The organism is Shewanella sp. BC20, assembly GCF_003129585.1.
GTDB classification, from domain to species: Bacteria; Pseudomonadota; Gammaproteobacteria; order Enterobacterales; family Shewanellaceae; genus Shewanella; species Shewanella seohaensis.
The window spans coordinates 82,485-104,309 of sequence record NZ_NHRI01000006.1; the positions used below are offsets into that span (position 1 = coordinate 82,485).

19 protein-coding genes are annotated in these 21,825 nt (G+C 47.5%); all 19 read left to right on the forward strand.

Annotation, left to right across the window (positions count from 1 at the left end):
- Window position 1 precedes the first annotated feature (1 nt).
- The 19 genes from flgK (at window position 2) to fliL (ending at window position 21,807) form a co-directional block, all read left to right on the forward strand.
- Window positions 2-1,927, forward strand: coding sequence for a flagellar hook-associated protein FlgK (gene flgK / locus CBX96_RS08380; RefSeq protein ID WP_109286364.1), 1,926 nt, complete (start codon window positions 2-4; stop codon window positions 1,925-1,927).
- An 11-nt stretch (window positions 1,928-1,938) separates the two neighbouring features.
- The gene (gene flgL / locus CBX96_RS08385; protein WP_109286365.1) at window positions 1,939-3,147 is read left to right on the forward strand and encodes a flagellar hook-associated protein FlgL; all 1,209 of its coding nucleotides are present in this window, start codon (window positions 1,939-1,941) and stop codon (window positions 3,145-3,147) included.
- A gap of 210 nt (window positions 3,148-3,357) precedes the next feature.
- Window positions 3,358-4,767, forward strand: coding sequence for a flagellin (locus tag CBX96_RS08390; RefSeq protein ID WP_109286366.1), 1,410 nt, complete (start codon window positions 3,358-3,360; stop codon window positions 4,765-4,767).
- Window positions 4,768-5,008: 241 nt separating this feature from the next.
- A complete protein-coding gene (locus tag CBX96_RS08395; RefSeq protein WP_109286367.1) occupies window positions 5,009-6,412 on the forward strand; it encodes a flagellin in 1,404 nt (467 codons plus the stop codon).
- Window positions 6,413-6,527: 115 nt separating this feature from the next.
- Window positions 6,528-6,941 (forward strand): flagellar protein FlaG, encoded by a 414-nt coding sequence (locus CBX96_RS08400; RefSeq protein ID WP_109286368.1) that lies wholly within the window; start codon window positions 6,528-6,530, stop codon window positions 6,939-6,941.
- 33 nt (window positions 6,942-6,974) lie between these two features.
- Window positions 6,975-8,330 carry a flagellar filament capping protein FliD gene (gene fliD, locus CBX96_RS08405; RefSeq protein ID WP_037420321.1) on the forward strand — a complete coding sequence of 452 codons (1,356 nt, stop codon included), beginning with the start codon at window positions 6,975-6,977 and terminating at the stop codon, window positions 8,328-8,330.
- A gap of 15 nt (window positions 8,331-8,345) precedes the next feature.
- Window positions 8,346-8,687, forward strand: a complete 342-nt coding sequence (locus tag CBX96_RS08410; RefSeq protein WP_109286369.1) for a hypothetical protein — start codon at window positions 8,346-8,348, stop codon at window positions 8,685-8,687.
- A gap of 6 nt (window positions 8,688-8,693) precedes the next feature.
- Window positions 8,694-9,095 (forward strand): flagellar export chaperone FliS, encoded by a 402-nt coding sequence (gene fliS, locus CBX96_RS08415; RefSeq protein ID WP_011625688.1) that lies wholly within the window; start codon window positions 8,694-8,696, stop codon window positions 9,093-9,095.
- A 297-nt stretch (window positions 9,096-9,392) separates the two neighbouring features.
- A complete protein-coding gene (locus CBX96_RS08420) occupies window positions 9,393-10,826 on the forward strand; it encodes a sigma-54-dependent Fis family transcriptional regulator (RefSeq protein ID WP_011622065.1) in 1,434 nt (477 codons plus the stop codon).
- 108 nt (window positions 10,827-10,934) lie between these two features.
- Window positions 10,935-12,017 (forward strand): PAS domain-containing sensor histidine kinase, encoded by a 1,083-nt coding sequence (locus CBX96_RS08425; protein ID WP_109286370.1) that lies wholly within the window; start codon window positions 10,935-10,937, stop codon window positions 12,015-12,017.
- Window positions 12,010-13,350 carry a sigma-54 dependent transcriptional regulator gene (locus CBX96_RS08430; protein WP_109286371.1) on the forward strand — a complete coding sequence of 447 codons (1,341 nt, stop codon included), beginning with the start codon at window positions 12,010-12,012 and terminating at the stop codon, window positions 13,348-13,350. Before CBX96_RS08425 ends, CBX96_RS08430 begins: the two co-directional genes overlap by 8 nt.
- Before the next feature lie 178 nt (window positions 13,351-13,528).
- Window positions 13,529-13,867: a flagellar hook-basal body complex protein FliE gene (fliE, locus tag CBX96_RS08435; protein WP_011625692.1), complete on the forward strand. Its 339-nt coding sequence runs from the start codon at window positions 13,529-13,531 to the stop codon at window positions 13,865-13,867.
- Window positions 13,868-13,911: 44 nt separating this feature from the next.
- Entirely contained in the window at window positions 13,912-15,597 is a 1,686-nt protein-coding gene (fliF, locus tag CBX96_RS08440; RefSeq protein WP_181382174.1) for a flagellar basal-body MS-ring/collar protein FliF, read from the forward strand.
- On the forward strand, window positions 15,590-16,636 hold the full coding sequence (fliG, locus tag CBX96_RS08445) for a flagellar motor switch protein FliG (RefSeq protein ID WP_109286372.1): 1,047 nt from the start codon (window positions 15,590-15,592) through the stop codon (window positions 16,634-16,636). The genes fliF and fliG overlap by 8 nt, the downstream gene beginning before the upstream one ends.
- Window positions 16,623-17,588, forward strand: a complete 966-nt coding sequence (gene fliH / locus CBX96_RS08450; RefSeq protein WP_109286373.1) for a flagellar assembly protein FliH — start codon at window positions 16,623-16,625, stop codon at window positions 17,586-17,588. Before fliG ends, fliH begins: the two co-directional genes overlap by 14 nt.
- On the forward strand, window positions 17,557-18,894 hold the full coding sequence (fliI, locus tag CBX96_RS08455) for a flagellar protein export ATPase FliI (RefSeq protein ID WP_109286374.1): 1,338 nt from the start codon (window positions 17,557-17,559) through the stop codon (window positions 18,892-18,894). The genes fliH and fliI overlap by 32 nt, the downstream gene beginning before the upstream one ends.
- A gap of 11 nt (window positions 18,895-18,905) precedes the next feature.
- On the forward strand, window positions 18,906-19,352 hold the full coding sequence (gene fliJ / locus CBX96_RS08460; RefSeq protein ID WP_109286375.1) for a flagellar export protein FliJ: 447 nt from the start codon (window positions 18,906-18,908) through the stop codon (window positions 19,350-19,352).
- A gap of 158 nt (window positions 19,353-19,510) precedes the next feature.
- On the forward strand, window positions 19,511-21,199 hold the full coding sequence (locus CBX96_RS08465) for a flagellar hook-length control protein FliK (RefSeq protein ID WP_109286376.1): 1,689 nt from the start codon (window positions 19,511-19,513) through the stop codon (window positions 21,197-21,199).
- A gap of 83 nt (window positions 21,200-21,282) precedes the next feature.
- Window positions 21,283-21,807, forward strand: a complete 525-nt coding sequence (gene fliL / locus CBX96_RS08470) for a flagellar basal body-associated protein FliL (RefSeq protein WP_109286377.1) — start codon at window positions 21,283-21,285, stop codon at window positions 21,805-21,807.
- The last annotated feature ends 18 nt before the right edge of the window (window positions 21,808-21,825 follow it).

The following is a 21,825-nucleotide window of genomic DNA, read 5'->3' on the forward strand; positions in this document are numbered from 1 at the left end:
GATGGCTATCGATCTATTAAATATTGCCCGTACAGGCGTGCTCGCATCCCAGTCACAACTGGGGGTGACCAGTAATAACATCGCCAATGCCAACACCGCGGGTTATCACAGACAAGTGGCGACGCAAACCACGTTAGATTCACAACGTCTTGGTAATAGCTTCTATGGCACAGGTACTTATGTCTCTGATGTTAAGCGTATATACAACGACTATGCTGCACGCGAATTGCGGATTGGCCAAACCACGCTGAGTGCGGCCGAAGCGAGCTACGGCAAGTTGAGCGAGCTTGATCAAGTCTTCTCGCAAATCGGCAAAATAGTGCCACAGAGCTTGAACGATTTGTTTTCAGGGCTAAATAGTTTGGCGGACTTGCCTGCAGACCTAGGCATTCGCAGCTCGACCTTAAACGATGCCAAGCAATTGGCGAACAGCTTGAACCAGATGCAGTCGACGCTGAACGGACAGCTGACTCAAACCAATGATCAAATCACGGGTATGACGAAGCGCATCAATGAGATCAGCACTGAACTTGCCAATCTTAACCTCGAGTTGATGAAGTCGCCCAACCAAGATGCCATGTTACTGGACAAGCAAGATGCATTAGTACAAGAGCTGAGTCAGTACGCGCAGGTGAATGTGATCCCCTTAGAAAACGGGGCCAAAAGTATCATGCTCGGCGGCGCAATTATGCTGGTTTCGGGTGAAGTCCCCATGTCGGTCAGCACTGCGACGGGCGACCCTTTCCCGAATGAACTGCAGTTGATGTCGAGCATTGGCTCCCAAAGTGTACGTGTCGACCCTAGCAAGTTAGGCGGTCAGCTCGGTGCCTTGTTTGACTATCGTGAACAAACCTTAGTGCCTGCTGGGTTAGAACTCGATCAACTGGCCCTTGGAGTTGCCGATAACTTTAACAAGTTACAGGCGCAAGGATTCGATCTTAATGGCCAAGTGGGCGCCGATATCTTTAAGGATATCAACGATCCACTGATGTCTATTGGCCGTGTGGCTGGATTTTCCGGCAACACAGGTAATGCGACCTTAGGTGTCAATATTGACGATACGAGCGCTTTATCGGGTGGCTCCTACGAGCTGTCTTTTACGGCGCCTGCCACCTATGAACTCAGAGACTCGCAAACCGGCACTATCACACCGCTCACCTTAAACGGCACTAAGCTCGAAGGCGGCGCGGGATTCTCTATTGATATTAAAGCCGGCGCCATGGCCTCTGGGGATAGATTCGCGATTCGTCCAACCGCGGGAGCGGCGAATGGTATTGAAGTGGTGATGACAGATCCCAAAGGCATTGCCGCCGCTGCGCCCAAAATCACCCCAGATGCAGCGAACTCAGGCAATACTCAAGTGAAGGTAACGCAAATTACCAACCGCAGTGCGGCAAACTTCCCAACAACGGGGAGCGAGCTCACCATTCAATTGGATACCACGGCCGTGCCGCCAACCTATGAAGCCTTCGATGCCAATGGTACATCCCTTGGCGCACCAGCGGCATATACGCCACCCAGCATTAGTGCGTTTGGCTTTACCTTTGAAGTCGATAGCAGTGCGGCGGCCGCAGGCGACAAATTCACCTTCGATTTATCCTTTGCCGAAGGGGATAACACTAACGCCTTGGCAATGGCCAAACTCAGTGAAACCAAAGTGATGAATGGCGGCAAATCGACGCTTGCCGATGTGTTTGAACAGACCAAGCAAGATATCGGCAGTCAAACCAAAGCGGCCGAAGTTCGAGTTGGGGCGGCTGATGCGATTTATCAACAGGCTTACGCCAGAGTAGAGAGCGAATCAGGGGTGAACTTAGATGAAGAAGCGGCAAACCTGATGCGTTTCCAACAGGCTTACCAAGCGTCTGCACGGATCATGTCAACCGCCCAGCAAATTTTTGACACCCTACTGACCTCAGTGCGTTAGGAGAAGTGACGATGAGACTATCAAGTGCGCAGCTCTTTAATCAAAGCATTAGTAGTGTGCTGCAAAAACAAACGGCTACGAGCAAGATTCTGGATCAGCTCAGCAGCGGCAAAAAGGTCAATACCTCAGGTGATGACCCTGTTGCGGCTTTAGGTATCGATAACCTGAATCAACGCAATGCCTTAGTCGATCAATTTATGAAGAATATCGACTATGCCACCAATCATCTTCAACAAACTGAAAGTCAGTTAGGCCAAGCGGATACCTTAATATCCAGTATGAAAGATTTGATGCTACAGGGTTCAAACGGCAGCCTAACATCTGAGGAGCGGCAAACTATTGCCGATGATTTGCGCAAGAGCCTTGACCAGTTATTGACGATTGCCAATACCAAAGATGAATCGGGCAATTATTTGTTTGCGGGTAACAAGACTGATACTTTGCCATTCCAATTTGATGCCAATAGCAAAATTGTCTATCAAGGTGATTCTGGTGTCCACAGTGCCATAATCGCATCAGGTATACAGCTTAATACCAATGTTGCCGGAGATACCGCATTCATCAAATCCCCCAATGCAATGGGCGATTATAGCGTCAATTATTCGTCATCCCAGCAAGGGGAGTTCAGTGTTACCAGTGCAAAGCTTGACGGTGTAACGCCTTCTCTTTCCGACTATAAGATTAATTTTTTAGATGATGGTGCGGGTGGTATTAATGTGGAAGTCACTGATACTGCTACCCCTGCGAATGTGATTTCAGCCGCAGCCCCTTTTGACCCCTCAACATCAATCAATTTTGACGGCGTTAAGCTAAGCATTGAAGGTGAGCCAAAGATTGGTGACAGCTTCACCCTTCACCAAGAAGCTGAAGTGAGTATTTTCGATACCTTTAGTAAGGCTATCGATCTATTTGAAAATGGTGCTGAAGTACAAACTCCTTCAGGTCAATCAGAGTTGGCACAGTTATTGAATAATGTTCAGAGTGGTGTCAAACAAATCAGTCAGCAACAAGGCTTAGCAGGCAACAGTTTAAAAGTACTGGAAAAATATACTGATAAGCATACTGATGAAAAGTTGATCAACACCTCGGCGTTATCCAAGTTGGAGGATGTCGACTATGCCACTGCGATTACTGAATTTGAAAAGCAACAACTTGCGCTCAATGCGGTATCCAGTGTGTTTAGTAAAGTGGGCTCAGTATCGTTGTTTGACTATATCTAGAGCCCGCCTCGCCCAAAACAATAGAGTGCGCCACTTTTGTAAAAGTGTCTCTGAGTTTAATAGGGCAGGTTTTAGATATGGGTAATTAAACCAACGCTTAAGCATTTTAAGCAATATTAAAGTGTACTAAGCAAACCAATATTCTTGGAAAGTAACAAGATTTAGCCAGGCTTCCACGTCTTGGCACCCAACTTAGAAGAGGAATGTAACATGGCTATTACTGTTAATACCAATGTGACCTCACTGAAGTCACAGAAAAACTTAAACGGCGCCAACAACGCCTTGCAAACCTCCATGGAGCGTCTGTCATCTGGCCTGCGTATTAACAGTGCCAAAGACGATGCCGCTGGTCTGCAAATTTCTAACCGTTTGACCAGTCAAATCAATGGTCTGGATGTCGCACAACGTAATGCTAATGATGGTATCTCTATTGCGCAAACCGCTGAAGGTGCGATGCAAACCTCTACCGACATTCTGCAACGTATGCGTGATCTATCATTGCAGTCAGCTAACGGCTCAAACTCAACAGAAGACCGTGCAGCTATGCAAAAAGAACTTTCTGCATTGCAAACAGAGTTGACCCGTATCGCTGATACCACGTCTTTTGGTGGGCAAAAATTACTTGATGGTACTTACGGTACGCAAAAATTCCAAGTCGGCGCAAACGCCAATGAGACCATTTCGGTATCCTTGATGGATGTCGCTGCAAACAAGATTGGTAATAATTCAATTAGCGGTGCAGGTACCAAATTTGGGGTTGAAGCGGCAACAGTATTGACTCAGGGAACGACTGCTGATGCAGCATTTACTGTTAACGGTAAAGTTGTTGCGATTGCTGGAGGTGATAACGCTGCAACCGTTGCAACAAATATCAACAAGTCTGGTGCAGGTGTAAAAGCGGAAGCATCAGTCACGACTACCCTGTCGGGTTTAAGTGCGGCTGATACTGGTACGTTTTCTGTTGTTAACGCTGATGGCAGTAAAGATAGCTACGATTTGTCTAAGTATAAGGGCGATGCGAAAACTCTTGCTACCGATTTAGGTAAAGCGGGTTATGACGTGAGTTATGATGATAGTACTAGCACTATTTCTCTGACTGCGAAAGGCGTAGCTGGTGTCGAAATTGCGGGTTACGGCGGTGGTACCACTGCGAAATTAGGTGGTCAAGCTGCGGGTGCAGCAAACGCGAGTAAAACGGCATCGCTGACATTATCATCATCTGAAAAATTCAGTGTAAAAGGTACTACAGCGAATGAATTACTCGGCGGTGGTGTTGTGGCAGCAGGTGGTAGTTCAACACTAAATGCGGTGAGTACGATTGATATCAATACTGCGAAAGGTGCTCAGGATGCGCTGGCAGTGATTGACGCTGCCATTGCAGGTATTGATAGTAGCCGTTCTGACTTGGGTGCTGTACAGAACCGTATGAGCTTTACTATCAACAACTTAAATAATATTTCGACTAACGTATCAGATGCCAGAAGCCGAATTCAAGATGTGGACTTTGCGAAAGAAACTGCCACTATGACCAAACAGCAAATTCTGTCACAAACCTCATCTGCGATGTTGGCGCAGGCGAACCAACTTCCTCAAGTGGCATTATCACTACTCGGTGGTTAATCGTTCGTACTATAGTGATACTCTCGTTACTACTTGAGTTTTATATTAAGCTAAAAATGCCGATTCTTATCGGCATTTTAATTTTCTGATTTTTAAATAAATTTCTCGATTTTGAAGAAATTTCAAAAAAGTGGCTAAAGTTCGTCCCTCCTTTGCCGTTACAGTAAATGTAACAAGTTAAGCTTCGCCTGGCTGAACAGCTCAGGCAGTTGTCTACCAGGTAATATGAGGAACCAATATCATGGCAATTACTGTTAATACCAACGTGACCTCGCTGAGCTCACAAAAGAACTTGAACAGCGCCAACAGCGCATTAAAAACCTCCATGGAGCGTCTATCATCTGGTCTGCGTATTAACAGTGCCAAAGACGATGCCGCTGGTTTGCAAATTTCTAACCGTTTGACCAGTCAGATCAACGGTCTTGATGTTGCCCAACGTAACGCCAACGACGGTATCTCTATTTCGCAAACCGCAGAAGGTGCGATGCAAACTTCTACCGACATTCTGCAGCGTATGCGTGATCTATCATTACAATCTGCTAACGGCTCAAACTCAACTGAAGACCGTGCTGCAATGCAAAAAGAAATTTCATCTCTGCAGACTGAATTGACTCGTATCGCAGATACAACCTCTTTCGGTGGTCAAAAATTACTTGATGGTACTTATGGTACGCAAAAATTCCAAGTTGGTTCTAATGCCAATGAAACCATCTCTATTTCTCTAGGTGACGTTTCATCTAACAAGATTGGTAATAACGCAATTAGCGGTGCTGGCACCAAATTTGGGGTTGAAGCGGCAACAGTTTTGACACAAGGCACTACAGCTGACGCAGCATTTGCTGTTAATGGTAAAGTTGTTGCGATTGCTGGAGGTGATAACGCTGCAACCGTTGCAACAAATATCAACAAGTCAGGTGCAGGTGTAAAAGCTGAAGCATCAGTCACGACTACTCTGTCAGGTTTAAGTGCTGCTGATACAGGTACCTTCTCTGTTGTTAACGCCGATGGCAGTAAAGATAGCTACGATTTGTCTAAGTATAAGGGCGATGCGAAAACTCTTGCTACCGATTTAGGTAAAGCGGGTTATGACGTGAGTTATGATGATAGTACTAGCACTATCTCTTTGACTGCGAAAGGCGTAGCTGGTGTTGAAATTGCGGGTTACGGCGGTGGTACCACTGCGAAATTAGGTGGTCAAGCTGCGGGTGCTGCAAACGCAAGCAAAACTTCATCACTGACATTATCATCATCTGAAAAATTCAGTGTAAAAGGTACTACAGCGAATGAATTACTGGGCGGTGGCGTAGCAGCCGCTGGTGGTAGCTCTACATTGAAGGCAGTGAGTACAATTGACATCAATACCGCACAAGGTGCTCAGGATGCGCTGGCAGTGATTGACGCTGCAATTGCAGGTATTGATGGTCAACGTGCGGATTTAGGTGCGGTACAAAACCGTATGAACTTTACAATCAATAACCTGAGTAATATTTCTACTAACGTGTCAGATGCTCGTAGCCGAGTACAAGATGTGGACTTTGCGAAAGAAACTGCCACTATGACCAAACAGCAGATTCTGTCACAAACCTCATCTGCGATGCTGGCACAGGCGAACCAACTTCCTCAAGTGGCCTTGTCACTGCTGTAAGCGAAGTAAAGGTTTTCGTTTGACTGGGCAGAGGGAGGGCAGTTTTGCTCTCCCTTTATTGTTTTAGTGTTACCGCATCTGTTGTATGGCCGATGCAAAATATAGGAAACACGATATGAGTGACGTAACATTAAATGCAGGCCTTGGACTGCAATCGGTAGTGAATGCGGCAACCAAATCGGCTATCCCTCCACAACAGATAGTTGTTGATGCAGCTACAAACGTTAAAAATGGTGTAAATTTTGCTTTAAATTCCGATGTTGTCAATGCGTTGGCAGATACAGCTAATGTAGATCAACAAGAAGAACAAACATCTCTGACTCAAGTTGCAAGTTCATTGACTGAAACCATGTCAATGATGAAAAAAGGGCTAGAGTTTAAAGTTGATGAGCTTGAAGGTTTACCAGTCGTGAGTGTCGTGGATGTGAACTCTGGTGAACTGATCCGCCAAATTCCTTCAGAAGAGGCTTTGGCATTGGCTGAAAAGATGTCGGAAATTGCTGGCGTATTGATGAAAACAGAGGCCTAAGTCAATAAAGACTCAGAGGCAGGGGAGGTTAACATGGCGGGTTTAACTGCAAGCGGTATTGGTTCAGGGCTTGATATTGGTGGCATAGTCTCAGCTTTGGTAAACGCTGAAAAGGCTCCCAAAGAGGCGCAATTCAATAAGACCGAAGGCCTTGTTAATACTCAAATCTCGGCTCTAGGCGCATTAAAAAGCAGTATTTCTGATTTTTTGGATAAATTGAAGCCATTGTCTGAAGCTAAAACCTTTACTGGGTTTACTTCTAAGTTATCTAAAAGCGACTATTTGTCGGCCAAGACTGATTCCGATGCAGTTGCAGGCAGTTATAACTTAGTGGTTGAGCAGCTCGCTCAAAGTCAGAAAGTAGGCTCGGCTAACGTCACAGATGTCACAGCGCCCATTGGTAGTGGCTCTTTGGCAATTGATGTCGCTGGAAAAAGCTTCTCCATCGATGTTGCGAGCGGTGATTCACTTCAGGATATTGTAAAAAAAATCAATAAGGCTGACGACAATGTTGGGGTAACGGCCACCATCATCAACAGTGATGCTGGACCGCAGATGGTGTTGACATCCAATAAAACGGGCACAGCAAATCAAATCCAAGTGACAGCAAACGATGATACAGGTACTGCCCTTGCGGATACCTTCACCATGACTGAGGTGCAGGGTGCCAAGGATGCAATTCTGTATGTGGATGGCCTCAAGGTGACATCAAATTCTAATGAGGTTAAGGATGCAATACAGGGCGTGACTTTGACTCTTAAAGATGCCGATGTCGATAAATCTACCACATTGACAATTGAGCAAGATAAGGCTTCTGCAACCAAAGCCATAAAGGAGTTTGTTGAATCTTATAACACCATGACAAGCACAGTGAAGGGAATGTCGGGTTATGATCCTAAAACTAAACAGGTGGGAATATTCCAAGGTGACTCTCTTATTCGTAGCTTGCAAAGCCAGTTTCGAGGGGTGATCTCTTCCTCTTATGGCGATGGTATGGCGCTAGCAAACCTAGGCATTAAAACCACACGTGATGGAACCTTGGAGCTGGATGAGGATACCTTAAAAAAAGCTCTTGAGAATGATATAAGTGCAGTGGCCGACTTCTTTACCACAGAGGGAACCGGATTTGCTGCCAAAATGACTAGTGTGGGTGAAGCATATACTCAATCAGGGGGATTGCTTGATAGCCGTGATGAAACATTGGATAACCGACTTTCCCGTCTAGGGGATGAAAGAGCAGCTTTTGCGTTGAAAATGAAAGCCTATGAAGCTCGGCTTACCAAGCAGTTTAATGCTATGGATTTGATGGTTGGCCAGCTTAATTCGCAAGGTAGCACTATTCAGGCTCGTATCGATTCGTTACCTGGATTAGTCTCAAATAAGAAATAATATTGAGTGACCCACATGTCTGAATCAATAAATGCTCATGCTGAGCTGCAGTTAGTAAACAAGTTAGTGCATGAAACATTATCACATTTGGATACAGTTGCAGGTAATCTTGATGAGTCAGAAGAATTGGCAAGTATCCTGCAAGAACTGATAAACAGGCGTCAAGAATTGTTACTACAATGGCTGCCTGACACAACTCAAGATGATGTTACGTTACTTACTGAACAGCAAAAGCTAAGTCTGACATTCGAGCAATGTGTTGCTAATGTTAGGCAGCAGTACGCCAATGAGTTAGCACTCAGAAAAAGTAACACTTCAAAAGTAAATTTGTATAAAACTTTGGATGCAAACAGGTAGGTAGTTATGAGAGGCTCACTCCAGTCTTATCGTAAAGTTTCCCTCGAGAGTCAGATCGCAGATGCTTCTCCACACAGAATTACTCAGATGTTGTTTAATGGGGCATTAGAGCGGATTGCTCAATCAAAAATTGCAATGGAGCAATGTGATATCGCTAGCAAAGGCTTATTGATTGGTAAGGCTATCGGTATTATTCTCGGGCTGAAAAACACACTAGTGATGGATGCGGGTGGCGATATTGCCACTAATTTAGCCAATCTTTACGATTTTATGGTGCAACGTTTGACTGATGCGAATGTGCAGAATGACCCTGTTGCATTAGATGATGTTGCAGGATTACTGCGCGAAATCAAAGAAGCGTGGGATGCAATTCCTGCGGATAAACACAATATCACTTCTCATACATAAGCTCGTTAATTGTGTTATAGATCAACAGGAAAAAGGACGCACTGAGTGCGTCTTTTTTTTGGCTTTCGTCAATTTATTGACATAATTGACTAGAATCATGGGATAAATGAACTAAAATCAATTCAGTTTGGCATAATCCGCATTCGAAGCTTGCTTCTCGACTGCTGATAATACAATATTCATCACAGTAGTGATGGTGGCACAGATTGTTACATTGAATTTGTTAAGCTTTTACAGCAACTAATCATAAATAATTAATGCGAATTGATACCTAATTAGCGCTTTACGGCCTACTGAATGATGCAAACAGATCAACGAATTTTACTTGTCGGAACCCCATCAGAGCGCTTAAGTCGCCTGTGTTGCATTTTTGAATTTTTAGGTGAGCAGATTGAAATCATCTCCACCGAAAAGTTGAGCTCTTGTCTTCAAGATACCCGTTATCGTGCCTTAGTGCTGACAACAGACAATATGTCTGTTGAGGCATTGAAATCACTCGCTAATCAGTACCCGTGGCAACCTATTTTATTGTTTGGCAACGTCGGTGATCTGCAAGTATCGAATGTGCTTGGTCAAATCGAAGAGCCATTAAACTATCCGCAACTCACTGAACTGCTGCATTTTTGCCAAGTGTATGGCCAGGTTAAACGGCCGCAAGTGCCAACCAGTGCGAATCAAACCAAACTATTCCGTAGTTTAGTGGGCCGCAGTGAAGGTATTGCCAATGTTCGCCATTTGATTAGCCAAGTTGCGACTTCAGATGCGACGGTATTAGTGTTAGGACAGTCGGGAACTGGTAAGGAAGTCGTCGCTCGTAACATTCATTACTTGTCTGAACGCCGTGATGGTCCTTTTATTCCGGTTAACTGTGGTGCGATTCCGCCAGAACTACTTGAAAGCGAATTATTTGGTCATGAGAAGGGCTCTTTTACGGGAGCTATTAGCTCGCGTAAAGGCCGTTTTGAGCTCGCAGAAGGTGGCACACTGTTTCTCGATGAAATTGGCGATATGCCTTTGCAGATGCAGGTAAAACTGCTGCGTGTGCTGCAGGAGCGCGTGTTCGAGCGTGTCGGTGGCACTAAGACGATCAATGCTGATGTGCGTGTTGTCGCTGCAACCCACAGAGATCTCGAAAGCATGATCACCAGCAACGAGTTCCGTGAAGATCTTTATTACCGCCTCAACGTTTTTCCGATTGAGATGCCTGCGCTAAGCGACCGCAAGGATGACGTTCCTCTACTGTTGCAAGAGCTGGTAAGCCGAGTCTATAACGAGGGACGTGGCAAAGTTCGCTTTACCCAACGTGCGATTGAATCGTTAAAAGAGCACGCTTGGTCGGGTAACGTGCGTGAATTGTCGAACTTGGTTGAGCGTTTAACGATTTTATATCCTGGCGGTTTAGTCGATGTGAATGACTTGCCTATCAAGTATCGCCATATTGATGTGCCAGAATACAGCATCGAACTCAGTGAGGAACAACAGGAGCGTGATGCGCTGGCATCCATCTTCACCAGTGAAGAGCCGGTTGAAATTCCTGAAACCCGTTTCCCAAGTGAATTACCGCCGGAAGGGGTCAACCTTAAGGATCTGCTGGCTGAGCTTGAAATCGACATGATCCGTCAAGCGTTAGAGCAGCAGGATAACGTTGTTGCGCGCGCGGCAGAAATGCTCGGTATTCGTCGTACTACTTTGGTTGAAAAAATGCGTAAGTACGGAATGACGAAAGAATAGTCATATTCACGTTGTTTATCCTATTGTTTTACCTATCTAAATTCATTTCTTAATTTGGCATAGAATCTGCAAACACTCCGTCAGAAGCAATTTTTTGACGGAGTGACTATGTCAGCCCATCCACTAGCGCAACTTGAAACATTCAAGCACACTAGCAAACAATGGAACCAACTGCGTGAGGCCGCCAATATGTCCAATCGGATGGAGCATATTTTACAGGCTATGCCCTCTGGCGTGGTGATTTTGAACGGTGACGGTATTGTCACCGATGCAAACCCTGTTGCCGTGGAATTGCTAGAGCAGCCGTTATGCGGCGCCCGCTGGATTGATGTGATCCATACGGCGTTTGCGCCACAGGACGATGATGGTCATGAAGTCTCATTACGCAATGGCCGCCGAGTCAAATTTGCGATAACCCCATTAACGCCAGAACCGGGCCAATTAATTGTGCTGACGGATCTGACCGAAACTCGTCTACTGCAAAAGAATCTTTCCCATCTGCAGCGTCTGTCAGCCCTCGGCAAAATGGTCGCGACGCTGGCGCATCAGGTGCGTACGCCACTGTCGGCTGCACTACTCTATGCTGCGAATCTGGCCAGTCCCAAATTATCTGAATCTGCTAAGGCAAAATTTCAGCAGAAGTTAGTGGATAGACTTAATGAGCTTGAACGCCAAGTTAACGATATGCTGCTGATGGCCAAAGGACGGCAGGATGAATTGGGTGAGTTAGTTAACCTTGATGAGGTGATCAATACTGTCATGGCGAACTGTGAGCCGATTGTGGCTCAGCGCGGCGCAGCATTGACAGTTACTAATGCGTCCCACGGTTTAATGCTGGCGAATGTGAACGCGCTCAGTTCAGCCGTGAATAATCTGGTGATGAATAGCCTTGAAGCTGGGGCAACGCAGATCCAAATCGTCGCCAATGATATCGGCGAGCAGTTAGCTCTCAATGTGGTCGACAATGGCAAAGGGCTGGATGCCAAGATGCAACAAAAAGTGTTGGAGCCGTTCTTTACTACCAAAGCGCAAGGAACGGGTCTAGGCTTAGCCGTCGTACAGTCCGTGGTTCGCAATCATGGCGGACAAATCCAATTGAGTTGTATGCCCAATAAAGGTTGTACCGTGTCGCTAACCTTCCCGCAGGCGAAATCGGCTGCTGTATTGCCGCTGGAGAAACCCTATGTCTGAAGCCAAATTACTCTTAGTCGAAGACGATGCGTCCCTGCGTGAGGCTTTGCTCGATACCTTAATGTTGGCGCAATACGACTGCATCGATGTGGCCTCCGGCGAGGAAGCCATTATCGCATTGAAGCAACATCAGTTTGACTTAGTGATCAGCGATGTGCAGATGCAGGGCATTGGCGGCTTAGGATTATTGAACTACTTACAGCAGCATCACCCCAAGCTGCCAGTGTTGCTGATGACGGCATATGCCACCATCGGTAGTGCTGTCAGTGCAATTAAATTGGGCGCCGTCGATTATTTGGCTAAACCCTTTGCTCCAGAGGTGTTGCTCAACCAAGTTTCCCGCTATTTACCGCTCAAACAAAATAGCGATCAACCTGTGGTTGCCGATGAAAAAAGTCTTGCACTCTTGTCTCTGGCACAGCGGGTGGCGGCATCCGATGCCTCCGTGATGATCCTTGGACCAAGCGGCTCGGGTAAAGAAGTGCTAGCCCGTTATATTCATCAACATAGTAGCCGTGCCGACCAAGCGTTTGTGGCCATCAATTGTGCGGCCATCCCCGAGAATATGCTTGAGGCGACCTTATTTGGTTATGAAAAGGGCGCCTTTACAGGGGCTTATCAGGCATGCCCTGGTAAATTTGAACAGGCGCAGGGCGGCACCTTATTACTCGATGAAATTTCTGAGATGGATTTGGGACTGCAGGCCAAACTGCTGCGTGTGCTGCAAGAGCGCGAAGTGGAGCGTTTAGGCGGTCGCAAAACCATTAAGTTAGATGTTCGGGTGCTTGCCACTTCGAATCGGGATTTAAAGGCCGTGGTTGCCGCAGGGCAATTCCGGGAAGATCTCTATTATCGCATTAACGTGTTTCCACTGACTTGGCCTGCACTGAATCAACGCCCTGCGGATATTTTGCCCTTAGCTCGGCATTTACTCGCTAAACACGCCAAGGCGCTAAATGTGCTTGATTTGCCTGAGTTTGATGAAGCAGCTTGTCGTCGTTTACTCAGTCACCGCTGGCCGGGTAATGTGCGCGAGTTGGATAACGTTGTCCAACGCGCGTTAATTTTACGTGCTGGGGCTGTGATTACCGCCAACGATATTATTATCGATGCCCAAGATGTGCCTCTGTCATCCGATGACACCGAATACGCCAACGAGCCGGAAGGTTTAGGTGAAGAGTTAAAGGCGCAGGAGCATGTGATCATTCTCGAAACCTTAGCGCAATGCCAAGGTAGTCGTAAGCTGGTTGCCGAGAAACTCGGGATCAGCGCGCGCACCTTAAGATACAAGATGGCCAGAATGCGCGATATGGGGATTCAATTGCCCAACTAAGTTGTGTTTTGTACCTTGTCTAAAGCCATTGCCACTGGGGTCACCCTTTGGCAATTTCATATTTGACGACTCCCTCAATTCTTTTTAACACGGCTGAGTGAAAACTTGGCCGTGCTTTTGCATATTCTGTTTATCTAGAGAGTTTAATCGTCAATAACTCGACGATGGGGAGCACGACATGCAAATTGGCGCGAATTCATTACTGCAAGAAATGCAGTCACTTCAAGGTGAGATCAAACCCTCATTTGGGATTTCACCCAATAATATTGTGCAGCAAGTGAATAACACCAGCGGTGCTGACTTTGGGCAACTTCTCTCCCAAGCCATTGGTAATGTTAGCGGTTTGCAGTCAACCTCATCGAATCTCGCGACTAGGCTCGAAATGGGTGACACGACAGTGAGTCTTTCTGATACTGTTATCGCCCGCGAAAAGGCCAGTGTTGCCTTTGAAGCCACAGTCCAAGTGCGTAATAAGCTCGTTGAAGCTTATAAAGAAATAATGAGCATGCCTGTTTAGGCCTTGAATAACGCAATTAGCAGGTACGAATCGTGAGCACAGAAATGATTGTCGGATCAAACGCCGGCGCAGTGGACCAAGGGGTCCAACAGGAAAATAAATCCGGCGTGCTGGGGAGTCTCGGTGGCGTCGATATGATGCGTCAAATCACCATGATTTTAGCCCTCGCCATTTGTTTGGCGTTAGCCGTGTTCGTCATGATCTGGGCACAGGAACCTGAGTACCGTCCATTGGGTAAAATGGAAACTCAGGAAATGGTGCAAGTGCTCGACGTGCTTGATAAAAATAAGATCAAGTATCAAATCGATGTTGACGTCGTGAAGGTGCCCGAGGACAAATACCAAGAAGTTAAAATGATGCTGAGCCGTGCGGGTATTGATAGTGCCGCCGCCTCAAACAAAGACTTCCTCACCCAAGACAGTGGTTTTGGCGTGAGCCAAAGAATGGAGCAGGCTCGCCTTAAGCATAGCCAAGAGGAAAACCTCGCCCGCGCAATTGAACAACTGCAAAGTGTTAGTCGCGCTAAAGTGATTTTAGCGTTACCTAAAGAAAACGTATTTGCACGTAATACCGCGCAACCAAGTGCGACCGTTGTGATTAACACTCGCCGTGGCGGTTTAGGCCAAGGAGAGGTCGATGCGATTGTGGATATCGTTGCTTCCGCCGTTCAGGGCTTAGAGCCATCTCGCGTTACCGTCACAGATTCTAACGGCCGTTTACTGAACTCTGGCAGCCAAGATGGCATCTCTGCCAGGGCGCGCCGTGAGCTTGAGTTGGTTCAACAAAAAGAAGCCGAATACCGCACCAAGATTGATTCGATTCTCTCACCCATCCTTGGCCCAGATAATTTCACCTCCCAAGTGGATGTGAGCATGGATTTTACCGCGGTCGAGCAAACCGCTAAGCGTTTTAACCCTGACTTACCGTCGCTACGTAGCGAAATGACGGTTGAGAATAATTCGACAGGCGGTTCAACTGGCGGTATTCCTGGCGCGTTGTCGAACCAACCGCCGATGGAATCGAATATTCCTCAGGATGCGACCAAGGCGACAGAAAGCGTGACGGCAGGTAATTCGCACCGCGAAGCGACCCGTAATTTTGAGTTAGATACCACTATCAGCCATACCCGTCAGCAAATTGGCGTAGTGCGTCGCGTGAGTGTGTCAGTAGCTGTGGACTTTAAACCTGGCGCTGCGGGTGAGAATGGTCAAGTGGCGCGCGTTGCCCGCACCGAGCAAGAGCTCACCAATATCCGCCGTTTGCTGGAAGGCGCGGTAGGCTTTAGCGCGCAGCGTGGTGATGTTTTAGAGGTGGTCACTGTTCCCTTTATGGATCAATTGGTTGAAGATGTACCTGCGCCTGAGCTTTGGGAACAACCTTGGTTCTGGCGTGCCGTTAAGTTAGGTATCGGTGCCTTAGTTATCTTAGTGCTGATCCTTGCCGTGGTGCGTCCAATGCTGAAACGCTTAATCTATCCAGACAGTGTGAACATGCCTGAGGATTCAAGATTGGGTAATGAGCTGGCCGAGATTGAGGATCAATACGCTGCCGACACCTTAGGGATGCTCAATACCAAAGAAGCAGAGTATAGTTATGCCGACGATGGCTCAATTCTTATCCCTAATCTGCATAAAGATGATGATATGATTAAAGCTATCCGTGCGCTTGTGGCCAATGAGCCCGAGCTTTCAACCCAAGTCGTGAAAAACTGGTTACAAGACAATGGCTGAGAATAAATCAAAAGACGCCGCTGAAACCTCAAGTTTCAATATTAAGGATCTCAGTGGCATCGAAAAAACGGCGATTTTACTGTTAAGTTTGAGTGAAGCCGATGCCGCCTCTATTTTAAAGCACTTAGAACCTAAACAAGTGCAAAAGGTCGGTATGGCGATGGCGGCCATGGAAGACTTTGGGCAGGAAAAAGTCATCGGGGTGCATAAGCTGTTTCTCGATGATATTCAAAAGTATTCTTCCATTGGCTTTAACAGCGAAGAGTTCGTTCGTAAGGCGTTAACCGCGGCTCTAGGTGAAGACAAAGCTGGTAATTTGATTGAACAAATTATCATGGGCAGCGGCGCCAAAGGTTTGGATTCCCTTAAATGGATGGATGCGCGCCAAGTCGCGACTATCATCCAAAACGAACATCCACAGATCCAAACCATTGTTTTATCGTATTTAGAGCCAGATCAAGCGGCGGAAATTTTCGGCCAATTCCCTGAGAATACCCGCTTAGACTTAATGATGCGTATTGCTAACCTTGAAGAAGTGCAACCTGCGGCATTGCAGGAATTAAACGACATCATGGAGAAACAATTCGCCGGTCAAGGCGGCGCGCAAGCAGCGAAGATGGGCGGCCTAAAGGCGGCGGCCAACATTATGAACTACCTCGATACGGGGGTCGAAAGCCAGTTGATGGAAACCATGCGCGAAACCGACGAGGAAATGGCGCAGCAAATCCAAGACTTAATGTTCGTATTCGAAAACCTTATCGATGTGGACGACCGTGGTATTCAAACCTTGCTGCGTGAAGTGCAGCAGGATGTATTGATGAAGGCACTGAAAGGCACCGACGATCAGCTCAAAGACAAAATTTTGGGCAATATGTCAAAACGGGCCGCCGAGTTACTGCGTGACGATTTAGAGGCCATGGGCCCAATCCGGATCAGCGAAGTGGAAATCGCTCAAAAAGAAATTCTGTCAATTGCGCGTCGTTTAAGTGACAGCGGTGAAATCATGTTAGGCGGCGGTGGCGGCGATGAGTTCCTCTAATCGGAGTGACAATAGCGACAATAAATTGTCCCATCGGGTGGTGAGCGACTCGGAGATTGAGTTCAGCCATTGGCAATTACCCGATGTCACTGAAACCGAAGAGGCGAGTATTTCTAACCTGTTTGGTTATTCTGCCCAGCAGCATGCGCCTAAGGCGGTGGCAGCCGAAACTATTGCGCCGCCAACGATGGCTGAAATTGAAGATATTCGTGCTCAAGCCGAAGAAGAAGGCTTTAACGAAGGTAAGACGCAAGGGTATGCCGAAGGGCTAGAACAAGGCAGACTAGAGGGGCTGGAGCAAGGACATACCGAGGGCCTAGCCCAAGGCCATGAGCAAGGGCTCGAGGCAGGGCTTGCCGAAGCTAAAACCTTAATCCAACGCTTTGAAGGGCTGCTAAGTCAATTTGAAAAGCCTTTGCAATTACTCGATGGCGATATTGAGCATTCCTTAATGACACTCACTATGGCGTTGGCTAAATCTGTGATTGGTCATGAACTTAAAACTCATCCAGAACAAATCCTGTCGGCGCTACGTTTAGGGGTCGAATCTCTGCCAATCAAGGAGCAAAGCGTCAGTATTCGTATGCACCCCGATGATGTTGCCTTGGTGGAACAGTTATATACCAGTACTCAATTGAACCGTAACCAATGGCAATTAGAGGCCGATCCTAGCTTAACGGTGGGGGATTGTATTATCAGCAGCCAACGCTCGCTGGTGGACTTAACCCTGTCCTCGCGCATCGATGCGGTGTTTGAGTCCTTACGTAATCAACAGTCCCATTTGAGTCATCAGCAGCAACAACGCCAAGCGGCTCTCGATGAGGAAAACGCCGCAAAACGGGTATCGAGTGCAGAGCTAGGTGACGAGGCGCAGAGCACCGAGTCCCTGAGTACAGAGTCGCAAGCTGATGGAGAGCAAGATGCAAAGTCGCCGCCATCAACTGCTGAATAAACTGAATCATTGCATCGATAAAGTCCCGCCGTTTCGAGCTATCGCCAGTGGTCAATTGGTGCGCGTGGTTGGTTTAACCTTAGAGGCTAGTGGTTGTCGTGCGCCCGTGGGGAGCCTGTGCTCAATCGAAACCATGGCAGGAGAGTTGATTGCCGAAGTCGTCGGTTTTGACGATGAACTGCTGTATCTTATGCCGATTGAGGAATTACGCGGCGTGTTACCCGGCGCCCGTGTCGTCCCCTTAGGTGAGCAGGCGGGGCTGAGTGTGGGCTTATCCCTATTGGGACGTGTACTCGATGGCAATGGTGTGCCTTTAGATGGTCTTGGCGCGTTATCGACCGATCAGCAGGCGCCAAGGCACAGTAACGCCATCAACCCACTTTCTCGCCGTGCGATCACTGAACCTCTCGATGTGGGTGTGCGTGCCATCAATGCCATGCTAACCGTTGGTAAGGGTCAACGTATGGGCCTATTTGCGGGCTCGGGTGTGGGTAAGAGTGTGCTGTTAGGGATGATGACCCGGGGCACGACAGCTGACATCATTGTGGTGGGGCTGGTGGGTGAACGTGGCCGTGAAGTAAAAGAATTTATTGAAGAAATCCTCGGTGAAAAGGGCAGAGCACGCTCTGTTGTGGTGGCGGCGCCCGCCGATACCTCGCCGCTAATGCGCCTTCGCGCCTGTGAAACCTCGACTCGTATCGCTGAGTATTTTCGTGATTTAGGCTATAACGTATTGTTATTAATGGATAGTCTGACTCGTTATGCTCAAGCGCAGCGGGAAATTGCTCTGGCCGTAGGGGAGCCGCCGGCGACTAAAGGTTATCCGCCTTCGGTATTTGCTAAATTGCCACGCTTGGTTGAACGGGCGGGTAATGGCGGCCCTGGTCAAGGTTCCATCACCGCATTTTATACTGTGCTGACCGAGGGCGACGATCAACAGGATCCGATTGCCGATGCATCTCGGGCGATCCTCGATGGCCATATTGTGCTTTCACGCTCGCTGGCCGATTCTGGGCATTATCCTGCAATAGATATTGAGGCTTCGATCAGCCGTGTGGCCCCAATGGTGATTTCGAACGAGCACTTAGAGGCCATGCGCCGCGTCAAGCAGACTTATTCCCTCTATCAACAGAATAAGGATCTGATTTCGATTGGCGCCTATGCCCAAGGTAGCGACCCGCGAATCGATAACGCTATACGCCTGCAACCTGCGATGAATGCCTTCTTACGGCAGACGATGCGTGATGCCTTTAGTTTTGCCGATAGCCAAGTCATGCTTGGGCAACTCGCGGCGCAATGTAAATAATCGAGACTGTTATGGCGAATGCCGATCCCCTCTTACTGGTGTTGAAATTAGCCCTCGATGCAGAGGAGCAGGCCGCACTGCTGCTAAAGTCGGCGCAACTAGAGTGTCAAAAGCGCCAAAATCAGTTGGATGCACTCAACAATTATCGCTTGGACTATATGAAGCAGATGCAGTCTCAGCAGGGACAAGCCATCAGTGCTAGCCATTATCACCAATTCCACCGTTTTATTCGGCAAATCGATGAGGCCATTGCCCAACAAAATCGTGTGGTCGCCGATGGTGAGAAGCAGAAAAACTATCGTCAGCAGCATTGGCTCGACAAGCAAAAGAAACGTAAGGCGGTTGAATTGCTCTTAGATAAGAAAGAAAAAAAACGCCAAGCACTTGAGTTGAAAAAAGAGCAAAAGATGACCGATGAATTTGCTTCTCAGCAGTTTTTTCGCCGCAATAAACCCTAACCCAAGCTCGCCATTGCGTGTGTAAGTTGTTTCTTCGACATGTAACCCTCACTTATTGGCACTTTATTTGCTTGCTTTATGCCAGAGATGGCCAAAGCCGCATAAATTGACGTTTGCCCTACTTTTTTATGTCTTCGGGTGAACGTTTAGGAGCTGATATGCAACAAATGAACAATATCCTATTAGCGTCAAGCGCGAAAAATAGCGCTAGCTCAAGTAAAGCATTGACTCAAGATACTAATAGTGAAGACTTTTCTGCAGCGTTGGCTTCAGTCACATCCGTATTATCCCCCTCGACTAAAACCCCTGTGTCTCAGGATGTGGCCGTCAAAACAGTCAAAGCGGAAGCCAGCACTGACGATACCAATACCGATGATGACGCCGATATCAACTTGATTTTCGCCCAGATTGGTATGGCAAATGAGATGAAGAAAGCGGCAGCGCCGGGCGAGTCTTTGCCGCTTGAGACCGATATTGCGGCAACTGAAGATGCCGATACCGACTCATCCTCGTTATTGGTCGATGCTCAATCTCAGACCGACAGCTCTATTATTGACGGCACTTTTTCCGATGAAATGGCTAAGTTCGCTCAGCCTACCAACACAAGCCTTGGTAATACAAAAGTGGATGTGAGTACTGAATCACCAGACTCTGAACCAGTTGCCTCACAGGCGGCCGGACAAAATACTGTGCAAATCACCGCACAGCTATTACAACAGCAAGCCTCACAACAGAACGCGGCTGATGTCGATGCGGCCGTGACTGTAGCGGAAACTGATACTCAAGGCACCTCAGTTGATGATCCGCATTTGATTGATGATGCAGCACTACTTACAGGTCTGCGCAGCGAAAAGTTCGTTAAACCGCCCGAGAATCATATTTTACCCATCGAGGGTGAGCCCGTGTTGGGGGGAAAAGAGCTTGGTACCACAGACATTGGCGCTAAGGCGATAAATGTGTCGACGCAGCCAGCAGATAAAGTTCTTGCACCCCAAAGTATGATGTCCCAAGTCGTTGATAATCAAACACCAATTAAAGCGGCTAATGCCTCTGCGAGTGATGTATTAACGACGAATGCGGCCACAGCCGCGAATACTAACGATCTTAATACCTTAGGCACTAATGTAGCGACTAATGTCTCAGCTGCCACCGCCATCGATCCGAGCCTTACTGCCGACAACCCATCTCGCGCCGAGATTTCAGCAGGCTTTTTGCTAAAAGACGCTAAGTTAGCGGTTACTCTCGATGCGCAGCAAGATAGCCAAGTTGCTGCTTTAAGTTCTGGCAGTGAAGAGACGGGCAGCGAGTTTAAGCCAGTGGAATTTAAAGCGGTATCTTCACTGCATTCTTTGGCAACGCCGGCAACCCAGCGTCAAGATATTCCTCAAGTACAGCTTTCCTTGCGCCAAGGTGTAGAAACTCAAAACCAAATGCAGGAGATGATCCAGCGCTTCTCGCCTGTGATGAAGCAGCAATTAGTGACTATGGTGAGTCAAGGGATCCAACAGGCGGAAATCCGTTTAGATCCGCCAGAACTTGGGCATATGTTGGTTAAAGTACAAGTACATGGCGACCAGACACAAGTGCAGTTCCATGTCACACAATCGCAAACCCGCGATGTTGTAGAGCAAGCCATTCCTCGCCTACGTGAATTATTACAGGAGCAGGGAATGCAATTGGCCGACAGTCATGTTTCTCAAGGGGACCAAGGTCAACGCCGCGAAGGGGGATTTGGTGAAGCGGGTGGTTCGAGCGGTGGAAATGTGGATGATTTCTCGGCAGAAGAGCTAGATTTAGGTTTAAATCAAGCAACTAGTTTAAATTCAGGTATAGATTATTACGCTTAAGAAGGTAACCTATAGTAATAAAGCGGATTATGCGCCAAGCCCTGATCCCATTCCCGAATTTAGCCAATTAAAGAGTACAGAAAATGGCCAAGGAAGAATCATTAGAACTTGAAAGCACCGAAGCGCCTAAAAGTAAGAAGAAGTTTATTTTTATCGGTGCGGGCGTGTTTGCAGCCCTGTTGATTGGGGGCGCCCTGTGGTTTTTCCTCGGTAGCAGTGATGAGGCGCCCGAAGCTGCCGCCGAAGGTGCTACAGCAACGGAGGCGACCACTCCTGCCGCCGATGCGGCAATGGCGGCCTATGTGCCAATGCCACGGCCCTTTTTATTTAACCTCCCAGGGCCTGACCGTGCTCGTCTCGTTGAAATTAAAGTGCAACTGATGGTCAGAGGCCAAGACGATGATGTGTTGACCCAAAAGCATATTCCGTTGATTGAAGATGCGCTGTTAACCACCTTTAGTGGCGCCGATGTGCAAAAGTTAAGTACACAGGCGGGTAAAGATGAATTGCGACAATTAGCACTGCTGAGCGTACAAAATACCTTGCAATCTGTGACCGGACGTAAAGTGGTTGAGAAAGTACTCTTCACCGGTTTTGTAATGCAATAACCTTTTATCTTCAGCACC

What these genes read in the sequence shown, in the direction of transcription:
- CBX96_RS08420 (WP_011622065.1), top strand. Translation starts at nt 9,393, where the DNA reads ATGATGCAAACAGATCAACGAATTTTACTTGTCGGAACCCCATCAGAG.
- CBX96_RS08410 (WP_109286369.1), top strand. Translation starts at nt 8,346, where the DNA reads ATGTCTGAATCAATAAATGCTCATGCTGAGCTGCAGTTAGTAAACAAG.
- fliF (WP_181382174.1), top strand. Translation starts at nt 13,912, where the DNA reads ATGATTGTCGGATCAAACGCCGGCGCAGTGGACCAAGGGGTCCAACAG.
- fliD (WP_037420321.1), top strand. Translation starts at nt 6,975, where the DNA reads ATGGCGGGTTTAACTGCAAGCGGTATTGGTTCAGGGCTTGATATTGGT.
- CBX96_RS08430 (WP_109286371.1), top strand. Translation starts at nt 12,010, where the DNA reads ATGTCTGAAGCCAAATTACTCTTAGTCGAAGACGATGCGTCCCTGCGT.
- fliJ (WP_109286375.1), top strand. Translation starts at nt 18,906, where the DNA reads ATGGCGAATGCCGATCCCCTCTTACTGGTGTTGAAATTAGCCCTCGAT.
- flgL (WP_109286365.1), top strand. Translation starts at nt 1,939, where the DNA reads ATGAGACTATCAAGTGCGCAGCTCTTTAATCAAAGCATTAGTAGTGTG.
- flgK (WP_109286364.1), top strand. Translation starts at nt 2, where the DNA reads ATGGCTATCGATCTATTAAATATTGCCCGTACAGGCGTGCTCGCATCC.
- fliG (WP_109286372.1), top strand. Translation starts at nt 15,590, where the DNA reads ATGGCTGAGAATAAATCAAAAGACGCCGCTGAAACCTCAAGTTTCAAT.
- fliL (WP_109286377.1), top strand. Translation starts at nt 21,283, where the DNA reads ATGGCCAAGGAAGAATCATTAGAACTTGAAAGCACCGAAGCGCCTAAA.
- fliI (WP_109286374.1), top strand. Translation starts at nt 17,557, where the DNA reads ATGCAAAGTCGCCGCCATCAACTGCTGAATAAACTGAATCATTGCATC.
- fliS (WP_011625688.1), top strand. Translation starts at nt 8,694, where the DNA reads ATGAGAGGCTCACTCCAGTCTTATCGTAAAGTTTCCCTCGAGAGTCAG.
- CBX96_RS08465 (WP_109286376.1), top strand. Translation starts at nt 19,511, where the DNA reads ATGCAACAAATGAACAATATCCTATTAGCGTCAAGCGCGAAAAATAGC.
- CBX96_RS08400 (WP_109286368.1), top strand. Translation starts at nt 6,528, where the DNA reads ATGAGTGACGTAACATTAAATGCAGGCCTTGGACTGCAATCGGTAGTG.
- fliH (WP_109286373.1), top strand. Translation starts at nt 16,623, where the DNA reads ATGAGTTCCTCTAATCGGAGTGACAATAGCGACAATAAATTGTCCCAT.
- fliE (WP_011625692.1), top strand. Translation starts at nt 13,529, where the DNA reads ATGCAAATTGGCGCGAATTCATTACTGCAAGAAATGCAGTCACTTCAA.
- CBX96_RS08395 (WP_109286367.1), top strand. Translation starts at nt 5,009, where the DNA reads ATGGCAATTACTGTTAATACCAACGTGACCTCGCTGAGCTCACAAAAG.
- CBX96_RS08425 (WP_109286370.1), top strand. Translation starts at nt 10,935, where the DNA reads ATGTCAGCCCATCCACTAGCGCAACTTGAAACATTCAAGCACACTAGC.
- CBX96_RS08390 (WP_109286366.1), top strand. Translation starts at nt 3,358, where the DNA reads ATGGCTATTACTGTTAATACCAATGTGACCTCACTGAAGTCACAGAAA.